Genomic DNA, 19948 nt, shown 5'->3' with positions numbered 1-19948 from the left:
CCGGGCCGGCCCGGACCCGCTTGCTAGAATGGCGGTTTTCCCCTCCCGGACTACCCCACCGTGGAAGCTGCCTCGCTGATCGCCCTGCCCATTGTGCTCGCCCTGGAACCGGTGGCCGGTGCCGTGCCGCGCGCCAGCCTGAGCCGCGACGAGGCGGACGAACTCGCCGGCCTGGTCGCCGCCGACCTGCACGCGCTGCTGCCGCAGGTGGCCCAGGCGCGACTGGTGCTGGCGGGTGCGCTGTTCGACCCGGTCGAGCTGTTGCGCCCCGGTTTCCCGGTGTGGGCCACGCTGGACGAGCTGGGCCGCCGCGTGCCGCGCGCCGGCGTGGAGCAGGTGGTGGCGTTCGGCAGCCACGATCGCCGCATGCCGGCGCAGCCGCTGGAGCCCGCGCCACAGTTCGCCGACGGCCCGATGCGCCTGTTGCCGCTGTCGCTGCTGGCGCCGGAGGCCTTGGCCGACGAGCTGTCGGAACAGGTGGAGGTGCAGCTGGTCGGCCGCGGCGAGGCCGGCGCGCGTACCGCCGACTGGCTGATGCGCACGCTGGGCGTGCGGCTGGAACACGCGCGTTATCTCAGCCGCAACGACCTGATGGCGCTCACCTGCGTGCAATACGAACACGTCAACCTCGCGCCGCTGTGGAGCCTGCTGGAGGCCGCCTTGCTCACGCCCTACCGCGGCGAGGATGTACTCAGCGCACGCGGCCTCGCGCTGCGCTACGAACAAGGCCGGGTGCTGGCGCAGTCGCCCGCCGCATGGCTGGCCGCGCAGGAAGGCGACCCGGCGGAACGCGCGCACGGCCTCGCCGGCGCCGTGTTCGAGCTGCGCCAGTACGCGGCCCTGCTGGACGCACATACCTTGCCGCTGCGCCTGCAATCGGCGCCGGAAGAAACCGGCGAGGCCGGCTGGCTGCTGGAACCGGTGGCCGCGGCCGATCCGCGCTACGACATGCCGCAGCTCTACGCCCATGAAGCCCCTGGTCTCGGCGTGGTGGCGGTCACCGTGGCGCAGCGCGGCGACGGCGGCCGCCCGCACTTGCTCGCCCATGGCTACCCCCTGCAGCCGCGGGCGCTCGGCCCCTTGCTGGCGGCGTTGTCCGCTCGCTACGGCGCCGCCGCCGAGCTGCAGGCGCCGGGCCGCATCGTGCTGGACGAACACGGCCGCCTGGCCGCACCGGCGATACCCTTGCACTGAGGCGGGATACCGCCTGCACAAATCGTTCACGCAGCGGCGGGTGCAAACCGGTGGCCGGCGGGCGCATGATGCACGGTACGGGTCGGCAACCGGATCTTTGCAGGTAGCGAAGATGTCCACGGCAGTGCAGTCCACCGATGGCGATCGACCCGCTCCCGCCTTTCTGTCGGAGCTGGCCGGGCACGTGCTGCAGAATGCGCCGGCGCTGATCGCCTTCATCGACAGCGAGCTGTGCTTCCGCTACCTCAACGAGACTCACCGCCGCTGGTTCGGCGTCGACCCCGCGCAGCTCATCGGCCGCCGCGTCAGCGAAACGCTGGACGTGCAGAGCTACCTCGGCGCCCGCGCCGCGCTGCTGCGTGCGCTGGGCGGCCAGCCCACGCACTACGAGGGCGAGCTCGCCTGCGGCAAGCTGAGTCGCTACGTGCACGGGCACTTCCAGCCGGATTCCGACCCCGCCGGCCGCGTGCGCGGCGTCATCGCCGTGTTTACCGACATCACCGAGCGGCATGCGCTGGAACTGCAGCTGCGCGAGAGCGAGCAGCGCTTCTTCCAGGCGTTCCAGCACGCGGCGATCGGCATGGCGCTGATCCATCCCGATGGCCAGTTCCTGCGCGTCAATGCCGCGCTGTGCGCGATGCTCGGCTATGCCGACCACGAACTGCTCGCACGCAACTGGCGCGACATCACCCATCCGGACGACCTGGCCACCAGCGAGGCGCTCGCACGCCAGCTGGTCGACGGCGGCCGCGAGGCCTTCCACACCGAGAAACGCTACCTGCACCGCGACGGCCATGCCGTGCACGTGCAACTCAGCGTGTCGCAGGTACGCAACGAAGCTGGCCGGCTGCGCTGCGTGGTCAGCCAGGTGCAGGACATCAGCCAGCGCCGCCACTTCGAGGACATCCTGTTCCGCGAACGCCAGCTCGCCGAGGCCACGCTCAACTCGATCGGCGACGCGGTGCTGACCACCGACCCGGGCCTGCACATCACCTCGCTCAACCCGATCGCCGAGGCGATCACCGGCTGGAGCGCCAGCGAAGCCAGGGGTCGGCGCATGGACGAGATATTCCGCCTGCGTGACGCGGACACGGGCGCGGAGGTGGAAAACCCGCTGCGCGAGGCAATCCGCCGCAACGCCATCGTGAACCTGTCCGGCAAGGTCGTGCTCGCCCACCGCAACGGTTTCGAGACGCCGATCGAGGACTCCGCCGCGCCGATCCACGATCACGCCGGCAACGTGATCGGCGGCGTGCTGGTGTGCCACGACGTCAGCGAGAACCGCGCGCTGGCGCTGAAAATGATCCACCTCACCCAGCACGACACGCTCACCGGCCTGCCCAACCGCAGCCTGCTGCCGGTGCGTGTCGAACAAGCGGTGACCCGGGCTGCGCTGCACGATCGCCGTTGCGCGTTGCTGTACCTCGACATGGATCATTTCCGCCGCATCAACGAGGAGATCGGCTACGAGGAAGGCGACCGGGTGATGCAGGCGGTGGCGCAAGCCCTACGCGAAACCATGCGCGAGGACGACACCCTCTACCGCTACGTCGGCGACGAATTCGTGCTGCTACTGCCGCGCGTGGACGAACCCTGCGACGCGGTCGCGCTGGCCGAACGACTGCAGCGCCAGTGCGCGCGCATCGCACTGCCGGGCACGCCGTCGCTGCAGGTGGGCGTCAGCATCGGCATCAGCGTGTTCCCCGACGACGCGAGCGACGCCGACGCCTTGCTGCGCCATGCGGGCACGGCGATGTACGAGATGAAGGTGGCCGGCCGCGGCGGCTGGCGCCGCTACACCGCCGCAATGAGCGAACGCGCCGCCACGCTGCGCAACATCGAGCAATCGCTGCGCGACGCGATGATGCACGAGGCGCTGTCGCTGCATTACCAGCCGATGGTGGATGCGCGCAGCGGCCGCCTCGTCGGCGCCGAGGCGTTGCTGCGCTGGCAGGTCAACGGCCACGACGTGTACGTGCCAGACCAGTTCATCCCGGTCGCCGAGGACAGCGGCCTGATCGCCGAACTGGGCGAGTGGGTGCTGCGCCAGGCCTGCCTGCAGTCCCGGCTGTGGCGACAGCGCCACCGCGTGATACCGATCTCGGTGAATGTATCGCCGTTGCAGTTCCGGCAAGAACACTTCTACCCGCAGCTCGACGCGCTGATGACCGCCTGCGGCATCGGCCCCGGCCACCTGGAACTCGAACTGACCGAGCGCACGATGATGGCCGGCGGCGAGACCACCACGCGGCTGCTGCAGCGCATCCGCCAGCGCGGCGTGCGGTTGTCGCTGGACGACTTCGGCACCGGCTATTGCAGCCTGTCCTACCTCAAGCACTTCCCGGTCGACACGCTGAAGATCGACCGCAGCTTCGTGCATGACATCGTCACCGACGCCGACACCGCCGCGATCACCCGCGCAGTCATCGCGATGGCGCGCAGCCTCGGCAAGACAGTGATCGCCGAAGGCGTGGAAACCGCTACCCAGGCCGATTTCCTGCGCGAAGCCGGCTGCACCTCGCTGCAAGGCTTCTACTACGGCACGCCGATGCCGGCGGCCGAACTCGAGCGCTGGCTGGCCGCGTCGGCGGCCTGATCCACCAGGCGCTTAGAGCAACTGTTCGTACATCGCGTAGTGGCTGGGATGCATACCCAGCCCGGCATAGGTCTGCTGCGCGCGCCGGTTCTCCGCCTCCACGTACAGCCGCAGGCTCGCCGCCCGCGCTTCGCGGGCGCGGCGCTCCACCTCGGCATAGAGCGCGCGGAACACGCCGCCGCGGCGCGCTTCGGGCACCACGTAGACACTCTGGATCCACCAATAGTCGCCGTTGCGCCAGTCGCTCCATTCACGCGTCACCAGCAGACCGCCCAGCGCCACGCCCGCATCTTCGGCCACAAGATAGAAGCCACGCTGCGGCTGCTCGAACACGCCGCGCACGCCGCGTTCAAGCACTGCCGGATCGAGTTCCAGGCCTTCGGTCTCGCGCGCCATCGCGTGGTTCCAGACGCACAGCGCGGGAATGTCGGCGACGGTGGCAGGGCGGATCGACAGCGTCATCTTGGCGTTTCCGGCTGGGGCGAGACATGCATCGTAGCGCGCGGCGCAAGCGATTCCGCTTTCGCTTGCCTATCTCATGGCTAGGCATGCCTTCGGGAAGTTCTGCAAAGGATGTGCAGCATTCTTCTGCGTTCGCACCATTGCATTCGTGGGCCTTACAACGGTGCTTGTATATGGCTAGCATGGCTAGCAATTCGTTCAAGGCGGATGGTTGCGCCACCGCTTAGCTCAAGCGTTAGGCCCACGGATATGGATCTGTCGCAGTTCGAACTACACGACGCTAATCTCCTCGGTGTTTCGCTCGATTCCGTCGCGCGGACTGTTGAGGTGCGGCTCGCCTATTACCCGTCGGGCCATATGCAGGATTGTGTACTCGCGGTGCTTAGCTTCAGTGGCGTGACTCGCTTCAACCAGATCACGGACTTGGCATTGCTGGAAGAGCATGCCAAGTTCGGCAACGTCAGTCAGTTTGTCACCGGCGAGCAGCCGGGCGTGAGCTACCTGTACCTCGCTCGCGGTCTCATTGAAATCGTCGCGGCTTCGGTTGCTTTTTCCACCAAAGCCTAACAACTCGTTCAAGGTGGACGGCTACGCCCCCGCTTAACTCCAGCGTTGGTTCGCAAACCGGGTTCATCGCGAACATGACCGACACAAGGCTTTTCACGCTGGATGGCGCGCAACGGCGCGATCCGGATGTCGCGCGCTGGCTCTCAGCCTTGCCGGGCGAGCTAGGCGTTGTCGCACTGAGGTGGTTCGATGAGATTCGGTCGTGCGGTCCCGATGTGCTGGAACTGCTTCATGACGGCCAACCCACGGCCTGCATCGGCAACCTCGCCTTCAGCTATGTCGCCGCATTCCGATCCCACGTGAATGTCGGGTTCTACTTCGGGGCGGTTCTGGATGACCCGCACCATCTCTTGACCGGCTCCGGGCGATTCATGCGCCACGTCAAGATCCAGCAAGGCGTCGCACTGCATGAGCATGCGCTTCAAGCTCTCATCGCCGCTGCGTACGCGGATGCAAAAGCAAGATGCCCGGCAGGTTCCGTGTAAGGTGTAGCCCGATAATTTATCCGCGCAAACCGCGTTCCGCGGCCGCCAGATTCGAATGTCAAACCTCGCGCACGCCGCACACTTCAGGAGCACCGATGTTTGACCACGTCGTATTCGGAGTCAGCGACTATGCGGCGAGCAAGGCCTTCTTCCTCAAGGCGCTCGCACCGATCGGCATGGCCGTAGTCTCGGAAGGAGCGCTCGGTATCGAGCTCAGCGCGGACGGCAAGGCTTCGCTGTGCCTGTTCCAGACCCAGGAGAAGCCCGCACACCTTCACCTGGCTTTCGTGGCCGAGAATCGCCAGCAAGTCCAGGCTTTCCACCGCGCGGCCCTGGAGGCGGGTGCCAAAGACAACGGCGCGCCTGGCCTGCGTCCGAACTACAGCGGAAAGTACTACGCGGCTTTCGTCATCGGTCCGGACGGGCACAACATCGAAGTGGTTTGCCACGAAGCTGAGGACTGACTGCTCGGCTGGCGAACGCACGCTGCACTTCATGGGGCATCACAGGCATCTCAATCGGGTTCATCATTGTTCGCGGGCCATAACCCATACCGGATCGGGCTGGCCGGCCAGTTCAGCCGCATCCCTGGTGGCCGGTTCGAGGCGTGCGGCTTCATCGCCCCTGAATCCGGCACCAGGTCATGGGAAGCAACATCTCGGGAGAAGCGCATGAATGGGATTTACCAAATTACTCCCTTCCTGCATGTGCCGGACATGCCTGAAGCGCTCGCCTTTTTCTGCGACGTCCTCGCGTTCGAAGTGAAATATCGCCACAGCAACTATGCCTACATCGAGCTTGGCGGTTGCGGGCTGCGCCTGCTCGAGGAACCGACCCGCAAGCTCACTCCGGATGGGAAAGCCAGGGTGGCGATCTGCATCGACGTTGCCGACGTCGACGCATTGCACGCCAAGCTCGGCCCAAAGCTGGCCTTGCTTGCCGCCGATCGCGTGGAACCCCTCAAGGACATGCCGTACGGACAACGCGAGTTTCAGGTGCGCATGCCGGACGGGGATTGGCTCAATTTCACTGCACCCGTGGCCTGACCATTCATTCGAACCGCGGCCGCAGATCGGAAGTCCCATGCTGCTTCATACTCCGATCGATTACCCTGCTGCAGAAATTTGGCCAGTCGCTTGCCCCTATCGTTGAAGGCAAGGTGCCGGTTGCGGTGAATGCGCGGGGGCGCATCGCCTGATTCAAACGTCGGATGTCAGAGGGGATGACACATGCGTTCGATTTTTCTTGGCCTGGTTCTGGCCGCCACCCTCGCGGGGTGCGGCGCCGTCGACTCGATGACCGAGGGACTCAGGCACTCGCAGGAAGTGGCGTCGGACCTTGAACGGTCGGTCGGCACCAAGCCGTTCGTGGGTTTCAACTGGTCCAACGGCAGCCTGGTCAATGTCACGGTCAATTTCGAGGGCATCCCGCCAGGGGAGTCCATCGAGCAGATCGCGCAACTGAGCCGGGCGTCGGTCGCAGCACGATTCAAGCAGGCGCCCAAGCGGGTGGTGATCAGCTTCTCGTTGCCCGGCGCGTAGCGCAACCCGATCCGGCGTCCATCCCGGCACGGTCCGATTCCCGTAGCATTATTTATGCGCGGACTTCACCCCGCGCCCGGCAGGCTGGGCGATACGTCGGCTCGCGCGCGACATCGCGCGGCCAACGTGCTCCCGCCATGCGTCGCCTGCGCGCACCCACCCGATACGGAACAGACCCCGGCCCATGACGAACCCCGCTTCCGACGCCCTGGTGTTTTTCGGCGCCACCGGCGACCTGGCTTACAAACAGATCTTCCCCGCCCTGCTGGCGATGGTGGCGCGCGACGGCTTGGACGTACCGATCATCGGCGTGGCACACGCCGGCTGGACACAGGAGCAGCTGCGCCAGCGCGCGCACGACAGCGTGGCGGAGGCAGCGAAGAAGACCGGCGCCAGCGTGGACGAGGCCGCGTTCGCAAAGCTCGCGGCGCGGCTCAGCTACATCGACGGCGACTACCAGGACGCCGCCACCTTCACGCAGCTCAGGCAGGTGCTGGGCGAAGCGAAAGCGCCGCTGCACTACCTGGCGATCCCGCCTTCGCTGTTCGCCACGGTGGTGACCCACCTGAAGACCGCCGGCTGCGCGGACGGTGCGCGCGTGGTGGTGGAAAAGCCGTTCGGCCGCGACCTCGCCTCGGCGCAGGCGCTCAACCGCACGCTGCACGCGGTGTTCCCGGAATCGGCGATCTTCCGCATCGACCACTACCTCGGCAAGGAGGCGGTGCAGAACCTGCTGTATTTCCGCTTCGCGAACAGCGTGCTGGAACCGGTATGGAACAACCGCTACGTGGACAGCGTGCAGATCACCATGGCCGAGGAGTTCGGCGTGGACGGACGCGGCAGCTTCTACGAGAGCGTAGGCACGATCCGCGACGTGCTGCAGAACCACCTGCTGCAGGTGACCTCGCTGTTGGCGATGGACGCGCCGATCGGCAGCGATCCCGCCGCGCTCAACGCCGAGAAGCTGCGGCTGTTCCGCGCGATGCGCCCGCTGGCCCCGGACGACGTGGTGCGCGGCCAGTTCAAGGGCTACCGCGACGTGCCCGGGGTGGCCGCGGATTCCGACGTCGAGACCTTCGTGGCGCTGCGCCTGCACATCGACACCTGGCGCTGGTCCGGCGTGCCGTTCTGCATCCGCGCCGGCAAGAAGCTGCCGCTCACCACCACCCAGGTGGTGGTGGACATGAAGGCGCCGCCGCTGTCGGTGTTCGACACCGTCGGCGCGCCGCAGTCGAACTATTTCCGCTTCCGGCTCAGCCCGCAGGTGGTGATCGCCGAGGGCGTGCGGGTGAAGCAGCCTGGCGAGGCGATGCGGGGCGAGCCGGTGGAGCTGATCGCCCGCCACCACGCCGGGACGGAGATGGCGCCTTACGAGCGTCTGCTGGGCGACGCGATGCGCGGCGACAACTCGCTGTTCACCAGCGACGAGTGCGTGGAAGCGGCGTGGCGGGTGGTGGACAGCGTGCTGGGCCAAGGTGACGCAGTGCGCCCGTACGAACCCGGCGGCTGGGGGCCGCCCGAGGCCGCGGCGCTGGCCGGCGACGAGGGCTGGCACGACCCGCAGCCGGAGGCCACACCGCCATGCTGATCGACACCGCCTCGCCCGAGCCGCTGGTGTTCCTGCTCGACGTGGACAACACCTTGCTCGATAACGACCGCTTCGCCGCCGACCTCGGCGCCGAGCTGGAACGCAACTTCGGTGCCGCCGAGCGCGAACGCTACTGGGCGATCTATGCCCAGCTACGCAGCGAACTGGGCTACGCCGACTACCTCGACACCTTGCAGCGCTTCCGCAGCGGGCTGGACAACCACCCCGCCCTGCTCTCGATGTCCGGCTTCCTGCTGGACTATCCGTTCGAACAGCGGCTGTTCCCCGGAGTGCCGGAAACCATCGCCTACCTGCGCACGCTGGGCCGGCCGGTGATCCTCTCCGACGGCGACGTGGTGTTCCAGCCACGCAAGATCCGTCGTGCCGGCTTGTGGCAGGCGCTGGCAGGCGACGTGCTGATCTACCTGCACAAGCAGCTCATGCTGGACGCTATGCAGCAGCGCTACCCCGCCGCCCGCTACGTGATGGTGGACGACAAGCCCGACTTGCTGGCGGCGATGAAGCGCCAGCTCGGCGCGCGTCTTACCACGGTGTGGGTGCAACAAGGCCATTACGCAGCGGCCGCCGCGGACCAGCCCATCGAGCCGGCGCCCGACCTCGCCATCCCACACATTTGCGCACTGCAACAGCGTAAGCTTGAAGACTTCGCGCCGGGCGCGGCCCATGCCGCCTCGGCCTGAATGCACCATCCCCACGATCCCGGAGCCAGCATGAAAGCCACCCAGCAGTTGCACGATCTCGGCCAGAGCCTGTGGCTGGACAACATCACCCGCACCCTGCTCGACGACGGCACGCTGGCGCGCTACATCGCCGAGGACTCGGTCACCGGCCTCACCTCCAACCCCAGCATCTTCGACGCCGCGATCGGCGGCGGCGACGCCTACGACGCCGGCATCCACGCCAAGTCGCTGGCCGGGCTGTCGGGCGAAGACCTGTTCATGGAGCTGGCGCTGGAAGACCTGCGCCGCGCCGCCGACCTGTTCAAGCCGGTGTTCGACGCCACCCACCAGGTGGACGGCTGGGTCTCGATGGAAGTCTCGCCGCTGCTGGCCGCCGACACCGCCGGCACCATCGCCGCCGCCGACGCGATCCACGCCCAGGCGCAGCGGCCCAATCTGTTCGTGAAGATCCCCGGCACGCCTGAGGGCATCCCCGCGATCGAGGAAGCGATCTTCCGCGGCATCCCGATCAACGTGACCCTGCTGTTCTCCTGTGAGCAATACCTGGCCGCCGCCGAAGCCTACCTGCGCGGCATCGAACGCCGCGTGGCCGCGGGGCTCGATCCGCAGGTGGCCTCGGTGGCTTCGCTGTTCATCAGCCGCTGGGACGTGGCCGCCAACCCGCAGCTGCCCGCGGAGCTGCACAACACGCTGGGCATCGCGGTGGGCAAGCAGAGCTACCGCGCCTACCGCGCGCTGCTGGCCTCGCCGCGCTGGCTCAAGCTCGCCGCCGCAGGCGCCCGTCCGCAGCGCCTGCTGTGGGCCAGCACCGGCACCAAGGATCCGAACATCTCCGACACGCTCTACGTCGATGCGCTGGCCGCGCCCGACACCGTGGACACCGTCCCGGAGAAGACGCTGCACGCGGTCGCCGACCACGGCAAGCCCGGTGCGGTGCTGGCTCCCGACGGCGGCGATGCCGACACGGTGCTGGCCGCGATCGCCAAGGCCGGCGTGGGCATCGACGCGCTAGCGCTGAAGCTGCAACAGGATGGCGCGGAGGCCTTCGTGAAGTCGTGGAAGCAGCTGCTGCAGCGCATTGCCGACAAGCAGGCCGCGCTGGCCGCCAAGGGCAAGGAGCCGCTTGCCCGATGAGCCGCGCCGACCTCACCTTGCTGCCCGAGTGGCAGGCCCTGCAGCAGCACTGCAACCAGCTCGAGACCCGCCATCTGCGCGAGCTGTTCGCCGACGATCCGAAGCGCGGTGAGCGCCTCGTGGCCGAGGCGACGGGCCTGTACTTCGACTACTCCAAACAACGCGTGGACGACGAAGCGTTGCGCTTGTTGCGCGCGCTGGCCGAGGCGCGCGACCTCAAAGGCCACATCGCGGCGATGTTCCGCGGCGAACGCATCAACGCCACCGAGAACCGCGCGGTGCTGCACGAGGCGCTGCGCGCGCCGCGCAGCGAGAAGATCCTCGTCGATGGCCATGACGTGGTCCCCGACGTGCACGAAGTGCTGGACCGCATGGCCGCGTTCGCCGACACCGTACGCAACGGCGCGTGGAAGGGCCACAGCGGCAAGCCGATGCGCAACGTGGTCAGCATTGGCATCGGCGGCTCCGACCTGGGCCCGGTAATGGCCTACGAGGCGCTGCGCGACTACAGCCGGCGCGACATGACGTTCCGCTTCGTGTCCAACGTGGACGGCACCGATTTCGCCGAAGCGGTGCGCGACCTCGACGCCGCCGAGACGCTGTTCATCATCTGCTCCAAGACCTTCACCACGCTGGAAACGCTCACCAACGCCCACGCCGCGCGGGCATGGTGCGTCAAGGCGCTGGGCGACGAGAGCGCGGTAGCGAAGCACTTCGTCGCGGTTTCCACCGCCGCCGCAGAAGTCGCGAAGTTCGGCATCGACACAAAGCAGATGTTCGGCTTCTGGGACTGGGTGGGCGGCCGCTACTCGATGGACTCGGCGATCGGCCTGTCCACCATGATCGCGATCGGGCCGGACCACTTCGGCGACATGCTGGCCGGCTTCCACGCGATGGACGAGCACTTCCGCAGCACGCCGTTCGAACAGAACCTTCCCGTGCTCATGGGCCTGATCGGCCTGTGGAACACCAACTTCCTCGACGCCGCCACGGTGGCGGTGCTGCCCTACGAGCAGTACCTCAAGCGCTTCCCGGCCTACCTGCAGCAGCTCACCATGGAGTCGAACGGCAAGCACGTCACGCTGGCCGGCGCCCACGTCGACTACGCCACCGGCCCGATCTACTGGGGCGAACCGGGCACCAACGGCCAGCATTCCTTCTACCAGCTGATCCACCAGGGCACGCGGCTGGTGCCCTGCGACTTCATCGGCTTCGGCCAGACGCTGAACCCGGTGCCCGCCCAGGGCGGCGGCGACCAACACGACCTGTTGATCGCGAACCTGATCGCGCAAGGCGAGGCGCTGGCCTTCGGCAAGACCGCCGAGGAAGTGCGCGCCGAAGGCACGCCGGAGGCGCTGGTGCCGCACCGCACGTTCGAAGGCAACCGGCCCAGCACCACCATCCTCGCCGAACGGCTCACCCCGTTCACGCTGGGCAGCCTGGTGGCGCTGTACGAGCACAGCGTGTTCGTGCAGGGCGCGATCTGGGACATCGACTCGTTCGACCAGTGGGGCGTGGAGCTTGGCAAGCAGCTGGCCAGGACCACCATCGCCGAGCTCATCGCGACGACCGAGCCGAAGCTTGCCCACGACAGTTCGACCAACAGCTTGATCCGCCGCTATCGCACGCTGCGCGACGGAACGCATTGAGAGACCAGGCATGAGCCAGCAGATCAGTCCGCTCGCCGGCAAGCCGGCGCCGGCGTCCATTCTCGTCGACATCGGCAAGCTGCTCGCCGCGTATGCGGCAGTGAAACCCGACCCATCGGCGCCCGCGCAGCGCGTCGCCTTCGGTACCTCGGGCCATCGCGGCTCCTCGTTCGACGGCAGCTTCAACGAGCATCACATCCTGGCGATCACTCAGGCGATCTGCGACTACCGCAAATCGCAGGGTATCGACGGCCCGCTGTACATCGGCGCCGACACCCACGCGCTGTCGCAGCCCGCCTTCGAGAACGCACTGGAAGTGCTGGCCGCCAACGGCGTGGCGACGATGATCTCCGCGGGCGGCGAGTTCACGCCCACGCCGGCGGTGTCGCACGCGATCCTCGTCCACAACCGTGGACGCAGCACGGGCCTGGCCGACGGCATCGTGATCACCCCTTCGCACAACCCGCCCGCTGACGGCGGCTTCAAGTACAACCCGAGCAACGGCGGTCCCGCCGATACCGACATCACCAAGTGGGTGGAAGGCCGCGCCAACGCGCTGCTGGAAAACGGCTTGCAGGGCGTGAAACGCATGCCGTTCGCGCAAGCGCTGAAAGCCTCCACCACGCACGAACACGACTTCCTTGCCGAGTATGTCGGCGGCCTCGCTGACATCGTCGACTTCGACGCGATCCGCAGCGCCGGCGTGCGCCTGGGCGTGGACCCGCTGGGCGGTGCGGGCGTGCACTACTGGGCAGCGATCGCCGAACGCCACCGCATCGCCATCGACGTGCTGAGCGAGACGGTCGACCCGCAGTTCGCCTTCATGAGCGTGGACTGGGACGGCAAGATCCGCATGGACCCGTCCTCGAAATACGCGATGCAGCGGCTGATCACGCTGCAGGGCAAGTACGACGTGGCCTGTGCCTGCGACACCGACCATGACCGCCACGGCGTGGTGACGCGCTCGGCCGGTCTGCTGCCTGCCAACCACTACCTCACCGTGCTGGTCGACTATCTGTTCCGCCATCGCCCGCAGTGGGGCGCGCAGGCCGCGGTGGGCAAGACCGTGGTGAGCACCGCGCTGATCGACCGCGTGGCAAAGCGGCTAGATCGCCGGCTCTACGAAGCACCGGTAGGCTTCAAGTGGTTCGCCCCCGGATTGTTCGACGGCTCGCTGGGCTTCGGCTGCGAGGAGAGCGCCGGCGCCTCGCTGCTGCGCATGGACGGCAGCGCGTGGAGCACCGACAAGGACGGCCTGGTACCCGGCCTGCTCGCCGCGGAAATCACCGCACGCGAAGGCCGCGACCCGGGCGAGGTTTATGCGCGCATCACCGAGGAACTCGGCCTGCCGCACAGCCGCCGCATCGACGCCGCCGCCACATCGGCGCAGAAGGCGAAGCTCTCCAAACTGTCGCCCGACCAGCTCAAGGCCGAACGCATCGCCGGCGACAAGGTCGTCGCCGTGCTCGACAAGGCCCCGGGCAATGACGCCGCCATCGGCGGCATCAAGATCGTCACCGAAGCCGGCTGGTTCGCCGCCCGTCCCTCCGGCACCGAGGCGATCTACAAGATCTACGCCGAGAGCTTCAAGGACGAGGCCCACCTCGACAGCCTGCTCGGCGAAGCGCAGTCGGTGGTCGACGCGGCGCTGGCGTAAGCGCCGGTTCACGATCTCCGCATGGCTCGCGTTGCCTTGCGGTGGTTGTCAGGTGGCAGGGCCTGGCGCAGCGCCTGCCTGGTTGGCAGGTCAAGCCGCGCGTTGCCGCACGGCGGCCACGGCGAGGCGAGCCGAAGGACCGGCCTGTTTGCGCGCAGGCCTGGGGGCTGGGTGAACGTCTATGACTTCGTTGCCCGGCTACCGACCCAGTTCCACAACAGAAAGGTCACCGACCAGAACGGGAACAGGCCGTAAAGCGTGTCGCTCACCGAATGCGATCGCGCGTCTACGGCGAGGAAGATGTGCACGCAGAATGCGGCCATCAGCATGGCCAACAACCACGCGCCAATCGATCTGGGCAGGTACAGCCAACCGAACTCTCGAACCTTGATCATGGCCAGGCTCCCGTTTGCGTTCGCCTGCGTCTTGCTCTAAGCGCTTACCCGGGCTGCAGGCGGCTTATCCATTATGTACGGATGGGCTACGCAGGCCACGCGCCGCGCGGCCAGCCGGATCGAACAAAGGGCAGGCGAAACGACGCATTGCCCCTGCGCGCATAAAGTCGCGTCGCTCAGCGACGCAGCGCCCGATGGGCGATATCGCGCCGGCAGAACGCACCGTCGAAATGCAGCTTCGCCACCGCGTCGTAGGCATGCGTCCGCGCCTCGGCGATATCCTTGCCGAGCGCGCAGACGGTGAGCACGCGGCCGCCGGCAGTGAGCACGCGACCTTCCGCATCCAGCTTCGTGCCCGCGTGGAACACCTTGGCGTCGGCACCGAGCGGCGCGTCCAGGCCGCTGATCGCGTCGCCGCTGCGCACCTTGCCGGGGTAGCCGGCTGCGGCCATTACCACGCCCAGCGAAGGGCGTGGGTCCCACTGCACGCGGGTGCGATGCAATTCGCCGTCCAGCGCGGCCTCGATCAGCTCGACCAGGTCGGACTTCAGGCGCAGCATGATTGGTTGCGTCTCCGGGTCGCCGAAGCGCACGTTGAACTCGATCACCTTGGGATGGCCGGCCTTGTCGATCATCAGGCCCGCATAGAGGAAGCCGATGAACGGCGCGCCCTCGGCGGCCATGCCGTGCAAGGTGGGCTCGATCACTTCCTTCAGGATGCGCTTTTCCACCTCGGGCGTGACCACCGGCGCGGGCGAGTAGGCGCCCATGCCGCCGGTGTTGGGGCCGAGGTCGCCCTCGTCGCGGCGCTTGTGGTCCTGGCTCGATGCCATTGGCAGCGCGTGCTGGCCGTCGCTCATCACGATGTAGCTGGCTTCCTCGCCGTCGAGGAATTCCTCGATCACCACGCGCGCGGAGGCATCACCGAAGGCGTGCGCGCCGAGCATGTCGTGCAATGCCAGCTCGGCGTCGGCCAGGGTGAGCGCCACCACCACGCCTTTGCCGGCGGCGAGACCATCCGCCTTGATCACGATCGGCGCGCCATGCGTCCGCACGTAGGCCAGGGCCGGACTGAGCTCGGTGAACACCGCATAGCGTGCAGTGGGGATGTTGTGGCGGAGCAGGAAGTCCTTGGCGAAGGCCTTGGAGCCTTCCAGCTGCGCGGCGATCGCGCGCGGCCCGAAGATGCGCAGGCCGGTGTTGCGGAACTTGTCCACCACGCCTGCTACCAACGGCACCTCAGGCCCCACCACGGTGAGGTCGACCTTCTCGTCCTTCGCCAGCGCGAGCAGGCCGTCGATATCGGTCACGGCCACATCCGCATTGCGCACGCCGCGCTCGCGCGCGGTACCCGCGTTGCCCGGCGCCACGATCACCTCATCGACGCGTGGCGACTGCTTGAGCTTCCAAGCCAGCGCGTGTTCGCGCCCGCCGTTGCCGATGACCAGGACTTTCATGCCGATAACTCCAAGGGGTGCCGCGTGAAAACGGACGGCTATTGTAGCGGCAGCCGCCGCGGCAGGTTCGGATCGGGCCGGCGACTGGCAGGCCGGTGGCGCAAATCGAAAGACGTTCCAGCTGGCAGGATTCAACGATGCCGGCGACATCGCGCGCGATCGCCCATCTGAAAGCCTGCGCCGATCGCGCGGGACGGGGCGGCAGACACCGCCATCCGTGACCGATCCCGCAGACGATCTGCGAGGACATGCCCGGACCCCGGGACGAAGCCGCGGCCCTACGGTAAAGTCGGCAAGTCGTTTGCGGCCATGTTCGCTAAGAGGGTGGCGCGCTCCCGAACGACAGCGGGTTGTCGACCGTGCAAGTCATGTCTCCTGATTGAAAACAGAGGGTGATTCCTTGCCGCCTGCTCCAACCGGCACATCGTTGATCCACCGATTGTCCCTCACGCTCTGGGGACTCTTTCTGACGCTGCTGCTGCTGTTGTCGGTGCTGGGCTACGGGGCCCTGCGACTGGCGGCGGATCGCGTGGTGCCGATGGTCATCCAGCAGTGGGTGCAGATCAAGGCAAAGACCAACGAAAGCCTGTTCGTGCAGGCCGATGCCAGCGTGCACCGCCTGCGCCAGACCTTGGTGCAACGGCTGGACAAGGCTCCGCCCGACGCAGTCGGGCGCTTCGACAGCTTGTTCGCACGCAGCCCAGACGGGCTGTGGCGCGTGCGCCCCGAGCGGGTGGATACCGAGAGCGCTCCCACGCTGTACTTGCATGAAGGGCCGCATGGCCTGTCCGACTCGGTGCGCTTGCGCGCGGTGGTCAGCTACGAATTGCTGCGCGAGCAAGGCCCGGCGCTAGTGCCGCCATTCTTTTCGGCCTACATGGACTTCGTCGAAAACGGGCTGATGGTGTATTCCCGCGGCATCAACTGGGGCGGCAACGCCAATGCGCAGGCCAGCAACGCCAATTACCCCACCATGCTGGGCTCCAACCCACGCCGCAATCCCGGGCGCCAGGTGTTCTGGACGCCGGTGTACCTGGACCAGCAGGCGCACACCTGGATGGTGTCGGTCATCGCGCCGCTGGACTGGCAAGGCCATTGGGTGGGCACGCTGGGCCACGACGTGGCGATACAGACGCTGATCGACTCCGTGGCTCCGATCCGCCCCAATGCGGCGGTGGAGCAACTCATCATGGACAACCAGGGCAACCTGATCGCCTACCCGCAGCTGCGCGAGCGCATCGCCGCCGCGCAAGGCCAGCTGCAGATCACCGCGCTGAAGGATCCCGTGCTCGAAAAGGTGCTGCGCGTGGTGCTGGCCGCCCACACCGACACCGGCACGGGCCGCACGCCCGGCGGCCGCCAGTGGGTGGCCTGGTCGCGCATTCGCGGGCCGGGTTGGTTCCAGGTGAACGTGCTTCCGCAGAAGCGCGTCGACCAATGGGTCATGCTGGGCTGGCTGACGATGTGCGCCATCGGCTTGTTGATCCTGGCGCCCGCCCTCTGGCTGCTGCGCCGTCGCGTCCACGCGCTGGTGACCCGCCCCCTGCTGCGCCTGACCCAGGCCGTGGACGAGCTGGGCCAGGGGCGCACGCCCCGGCCCATCGCCCTGGGCAGTCCCGACGAACTGGGGCGGCTGGCAAACGCCTTCGACGCCATGGTGGCCGAATTGGTGCAGCAGCGTGAGCGGCTCACCACGCTGGCCGAGTGCGATGCGCTGACCGGCCTGCACAATCGCCACTACTTCGAAGCCGAGCTGGCGCGTTTCTTCCGGGGCGGCGCGCGCGCCGGCCAACAGGGCGCCGTGCTGATTTTCGATCTGGACGAGTTCAAATACGTCAACGACACCTTCGGCCACTTCGCGGGCGATGCGATGCTGCTGCGCGTGGCCGGCGAAACCAAGGCGCTGGTGCGCGAGACGGACAGCTTGTGCCGACTGGGCGGCGATGAGTTCGCCGTGTTCATGCCCCATGCCACGCTGGACGGCGCGCTGGTGCTGGCGGAACGCATCGTACGCACCGTGGGACGCATGGCGCTGGAAATCGAAGGCCGGCCCCTGCGGCTGACCGCCAGCCTGGGCGTGGCGCACTACCCCGACCACGGCCAGGGCGCCGAAGAGCTCGTGTCGCACGCCGACATGGCCATGTACCAGGCCAAGCGCCTGGGCAAGAACCGCTGGAACATCTACCGCTCCGACCGCGACGCCATGCAAGCCATGGCCGCACGCCTGGCCTGGAACGAACGCATCGAGCACGCGCTCGAACGCGACCTGCTGCGCCTGCATTTCCAGGGCGTGTACCGCACGAGCAACGGCGAGATGACGCACCTGGAAGCCCTGGTGCGCATGGTGGACGAGGCCGACCCCACGCAGTACATCCTGCCGGACCAGTTCATCGGCCACGCCGAGAAAAGCGGCAAGATCCTCGACATCGACCGCTGGGTGGTGCGCGAAAGCATCGCGCTGCTGGCCGCGCACCCCCGGCTGCCGGCCCTGGCCATCAACATCTCGGGGCGCTCCTTCGACGATCCCGACCTGCCCGGTTTCATTACCAGCCAGCTGGCCAGGCGCGGCGTGACACCAAAGCGGCTGCTGGTCGAGCTGACCGAGACGGCCGCCATTTCGGACCTGCGCGATGCCGAGCGCTTCATCGACGCACTGCGGCACGCCGGCTGCACCTTGTGCCTGGACGATTTCGGCAGCGGCTTCGCTTCGTTCGCCTACCTCAAGCACCTCAAGGTGGACATGCTCAAGATCGACGGCCTGTTCATCCGCAACCTGCCGCACGACCACGACAACCAGGTGTTCGTGCGCTCCATCATCGAAGTGGCCCGCGGCATGGGCAAGCACACCGTGGCCGAATTCGTGGAAGACGAGGAAACCCTGCGCCTGCTGCAGGAATTCGGTGTGGACATGGTGCAGGGCCATCACATGGACAAGCCCCAGGCGGATCATCCGGCGTTGCGGAAGTGATGCTGGGTATCCCTAACCGGGAGAAAAGCAGACTTGTCAGCCCAGCAAAGCCAGTAACGCCTCGCGCGGCAGCTTGCCCGTCTCGTTGCGCGGCAGCGCGTCCACCAGACGCAAACGGCGGGGCAGGAACACAGGATCGACGGCGCGTCGCAATGCGTCGAGGATCGCGGCCTCGTCCAGCGCGGGTGCCACCGCCAGCGCGGCGATGCGGCACACACCGGCGGCGTCGGCCTCGTCGAGCTGGAACACCACGCCGTCCTCCACGCCCGGTATCGCCAGCAGGCGGCGGGTGAGGTCGCCCAGCGAGGCGCGCTTGCCGGCGATCTCCAGCAGGTCGGTGTTGCGGCCGCACAGGCGGAAACGGCGGCCCGCATCGTGCAGGCTCACGATGTCGGCCAGCACCACCGGCTCGTCGAGCTGGGGTGCCTCGATCATCGTGCCGTCGGGCTGCGGATGCAGATGCACGTCCTCGTACAGTGTCCAGTCTGCATCCGCGGTGACGCGACGACTCGCGAAGGCGCAGGTCTCGGTGGAGCCGAACACTTCCAGCAGCGGCGCACCGAAAGCCTGCTCGGCGGCCTTTGCCAGCTCGGGCGGCATCGGTGCGGTAGCGGACAGCATTGCCGCCAGCGGTGGCAGCGGCGCGCCCGCAGCCACCAGGGCGCGCAGGTGCACCGGCGTGGTCACCAGCACACGCGGCGCGGGCACCTCGGCCAGAGCACTAGCGACGTCGGCGGGAAAGAACGGCCGCCCCGCATGCACACCCACCTCGCCCAGCAGCGGCAGCAGCACGCTCATCTCGATGCCGTAGATGTGCTGCGGCGGCACCGTGGCGACCACGTTGAAGCGTTCGCCGGCCACGGCCCGAAGCATCGCCTGTGTACCGGCGCTGCTGGCGGTGAGGTTGCGCCAGCTCTTCGCGTTGGCGCGCGGAGTGCCGGTGGAACCGGAGGTGTAGCCGATCGCCACCAGCTGCTCGGCGGGAATCGCCGGCACGGCTGCCGACACGGCGGCCAGATTGGGATCCAGCTCGGGCAGCTTGCGATAACCGTGCGGCGCGGGCGACAGCGCCAGCTCGCCCAGCGCGTAGCTGCCGGGATGCGCGGCCATCACCTCCTCCACCGCCTGCGGCGCGCGCGAGGGTGGCAGGAGGTTGGCCTGGCCGCGCTGCGCGATGGCGCAGAACGCGACCAGGAAAGCGTAACGGTCCTCGCACAGATTCACCGCGGCGGGCGCCTCGGGCAGCATGGCGGCGACTTGCTCGACATGGGCGAGGAACTGCGCTGCGCTCACCGCCGAGCCATGGCGCCAGGCGACGATGCGCTGCGGGTCGCGCGCAGTGAGCAGCGGCAGCAGTGGCTCGGCCTGCTCGCGCTGGAAATGGTCGTGGACGATGGCCACCGGTGTGTCGCTCCTTGTTTCGCCGGCCACCGCGATGGCCGCTGTCTGCCCTGCCGGCCCTCCGGGCCGGCGCCTGTCGATGCTGCTGGTTCCTCATGCTCGCGAGTGCCGCTGAATCGCGGCCAAGCCGCCAGCGGCGCGGTTCATCGCCGG

Annotated in this window: 17 protein-coding genes; 13 read left to right on the top strand and 4 right to left on the bottom strand. The window is 67.6% G+C overall.

The features are described from left to right. The first annotated feature begins 60 nt into the window (after positions 1-60). Together ISP14_RS12620 and ISP14_RS12615 are read left to right on the top strand one after the other, a co-directional pair. Positions 61-1194: a hypothetical protein gene (locus tag ISP14_RS12620; RefSeq protein WP_404540392.1), complete on the top strand. Its 1134-nt coding sequence runs from the start codon at positions 61-63 to the stop codon at positions 1192-1194. Between the two features lie 112 nt (positions 1195-1306). After that, a complete protein-coding gene (locus ISP14_RS12615; RefSeq protein ID WP_404540389.1) occupies positions 1307-3790 on the top strand; it encodes a sensor domain-containing protein in 2484 nt (827 codons plus the stop codon). Positions 3791-3802: 12 nt separating this feature from the next. Here ISP14_RS12615 and ISP14_RS12610 read toward each other — a convergent pair whose 3' ends face one another. Beyond that, positions 3803-4252 (bottom strand): GNAT family N-acetyltransferase, encoded by a 450-nt coding sequence (locus ISP14_RS12610; protein ID WP_404540385.1) that lies wholly within the window; start codon positions 4250-4252, stop codon positions 3803-3805. Between the two features lie 249 nt (positions 4253-4501). On the opposite strand from ISP14_RS12610, the gene ISP14_RS12605 reads away from it, so the two are divergent. The 10 genes from ISP14_RS12605 (at position 4502) to pgm (ending at position 13574) form a co-directional block, all read left to right on the top strand. Then, entirely contained in the window at positions 4502-4819 is a 318-nt protein-coding gene (locus ISP14_RS12605) for a hypothetical protein (RefSeq protein WP_404540383.1), read from the top strand. Positions 4820-4893: 74 nt separating this feature from the next. Further along, complete coding sequence (locus ISP14_RS12600) at positions 4894-5304, top strand: DUF1801 domain-containing protein (protein WP_404540380.1); 411 nt, start codon at positions 4894-4896, stop codon at positions 5302-5304. Positions 5305-5399: 95 nt separating this feature from the next. Then, the gene (locus tag ISP14_RS12595; RefSeq protein WP_404540378.1) at positions 5400-5768 is read left to right on the top strand and encodes a VOC family protein; all 369 of its coding nucleotides are present in this window, start codon (positions 5400-5402) and stop codon (positions 5766-5768) included. A gap of 207 nt (positions 5769-5975) precedes the next feature. After that, positions 5976-6350 carry a bleomycin resistance protein gene (locus tag ISP14_RS12590; RefSeq protein ID WP_404540375.1) on the top strand — a complete coding sequence of 125 codons (375 nt, stop codon included), beginning with the start codon at positions 5976-5978 and terminating at the stop codon, positions 6348-6350. A gap of 183 nt (positions 6351-6533) precedes the next feature. After that, on the top strand, positions 6534-6845 hold the full coding sequence (locus ISP14_RS12585) for a hypothetical protein (protein ID WP_404540372.1): 312 nt from the start codon (positions 6534-6536) through the stop codon (positions 6843-6845). 184 nt (positions 6846-7029) lie between these two features. After that, positions 7030-8433, top strand: coding sequence for a glucose-6-phosphate dehydrogenase (zwf, locus tag ISP14_RS12580; RefSeq protein WP_404540369.1), 1404 nt, complete (start codon positions 7030-7032; stop codon positions 8431-8433). Continuing rightward, positions 8427-9134: an HAD family hydrolase gene (locus ISP14_RS12575; protein WP_404540366.1), complete on the top strand. Its 708-nt coding sequence runs from the start codon at positions 8427-8429 to the stop codon at positions 9132-9134. Before zwf ends, ISP14_RS12575 begins: the two co-directional genes overlap by 7 nt. Positions 9135-9164: 30 nt before the next feature. Beyond that, positions 9165-10268, top strand: a complete 1104-nt coding sequence (gene tal / locus ISP14_RS12570) for a transaldolase (RefSeq protein WP_404540363.1) — start codon at positions 9165-9167, stop codon at positions 10266-10268. Next, positions 10265-11917: a glucose-6-phosphate isomerase gene (gene pgi / locus ISP14_RS12565; RefSeq protein ID WP_404540360.1), complete on the top strand. Its 1653-nt coding sequence runs from the start codon at positions 10265-10267 to the stop codon at positions 11915-11917. Before tal ends, pgi begins: the two co-directional genes overlap by 4 nt. A gap of 10 nt (positions 11918-11927) precedes the next feature. After that, complete coding sequence (pgm, locus tag ISP14_RS12560; RefSeq protein ID WP_404540357.1) at positions 11928-13574, top strand: phosphoglucomutase (alpha-D-glucose-1,6-bisphosphate-dependent); 1647 nt, start codon at positions 11928-11930, stop codon at positions 13572-13574. Between the two features lie 179 nt (positions 13575-13753). On the opposite strand, the gene ISP14_RS12555 is transcribed toward pgm, so the two are convergent. Together ISP14_RS12555 and purD are read right to left on the bottom strand one after the other, a co-directional pair. Beyond that, a complete protein-coding gene (locus ISP14_RS12555) occupies positions 13754-13969 on the bottom strand; it encodes a hypothetical protein (protein ID WP_404540354.1) in 216 nt (71 codons plus the stop codon). A 176-nt stretch (positions 13970-14145) separates the two neighbouring features. Continuing rightward, complete coding sequence (gene purD, locus ISP14_RS12550; RefSeq protein WP_404540351.1) at positions 14146-15426, bottom strand: phosphoribosylamine--glycine ligase; 1281 nt, start codon at positions 15424-15426, stop codon at positions 14146-14148. A gap of 439 nt (positions 15427-15865) precedes the next feature. On the opposite strand from purD, the gene ISP14_RS12545 reads away from it, so the two are divergent. Beyond that, positions 15866-18394: a putative bifunctional diguanylate cyclase/phosphodiesterase gene (locus ISP14_RS12545; protein WP_404540349.1), complete on the top strand. Its 2529-nt coding sequence runs from the start codon at positions 15866-15868 to the stop codon at positions 18392-18394. 36 nt (positions 18395-18430) lie between these two features. On the opposite strand, the gene ISP14_RS12540 is transcribed toward ISP14_RS12545, so the two are convergent. Continuing rightward, on the bottom strand, positions 18431-19795 hold the full coding sequence (locus ISP14_RS12540; protein ID WP_404540346.1) for an AMP-binding protein: 1365 nt from the start codon (positions 19793-19795) through the stop codon (positions 18431-18433). Between the last annotated feature and the right edge of the window lie 153 nt (positions 19796-19948).

The sequence above is a fragment of the Dyella agri genome, from assembly GCF_044904705.1.
Lineage (GTDB): Bacteria > Pseudomonadota > Gammaproteobacteria > Xanthomonadales > Rhodanobacteraceae > Rhodanobacter_A > Rhodanobacter_A agri.
The sequence above is the reverse complement of the archived record's forward strand: the minus strand, read 5'-3'. Positions and strand labels throughout refer to the sequence as shown.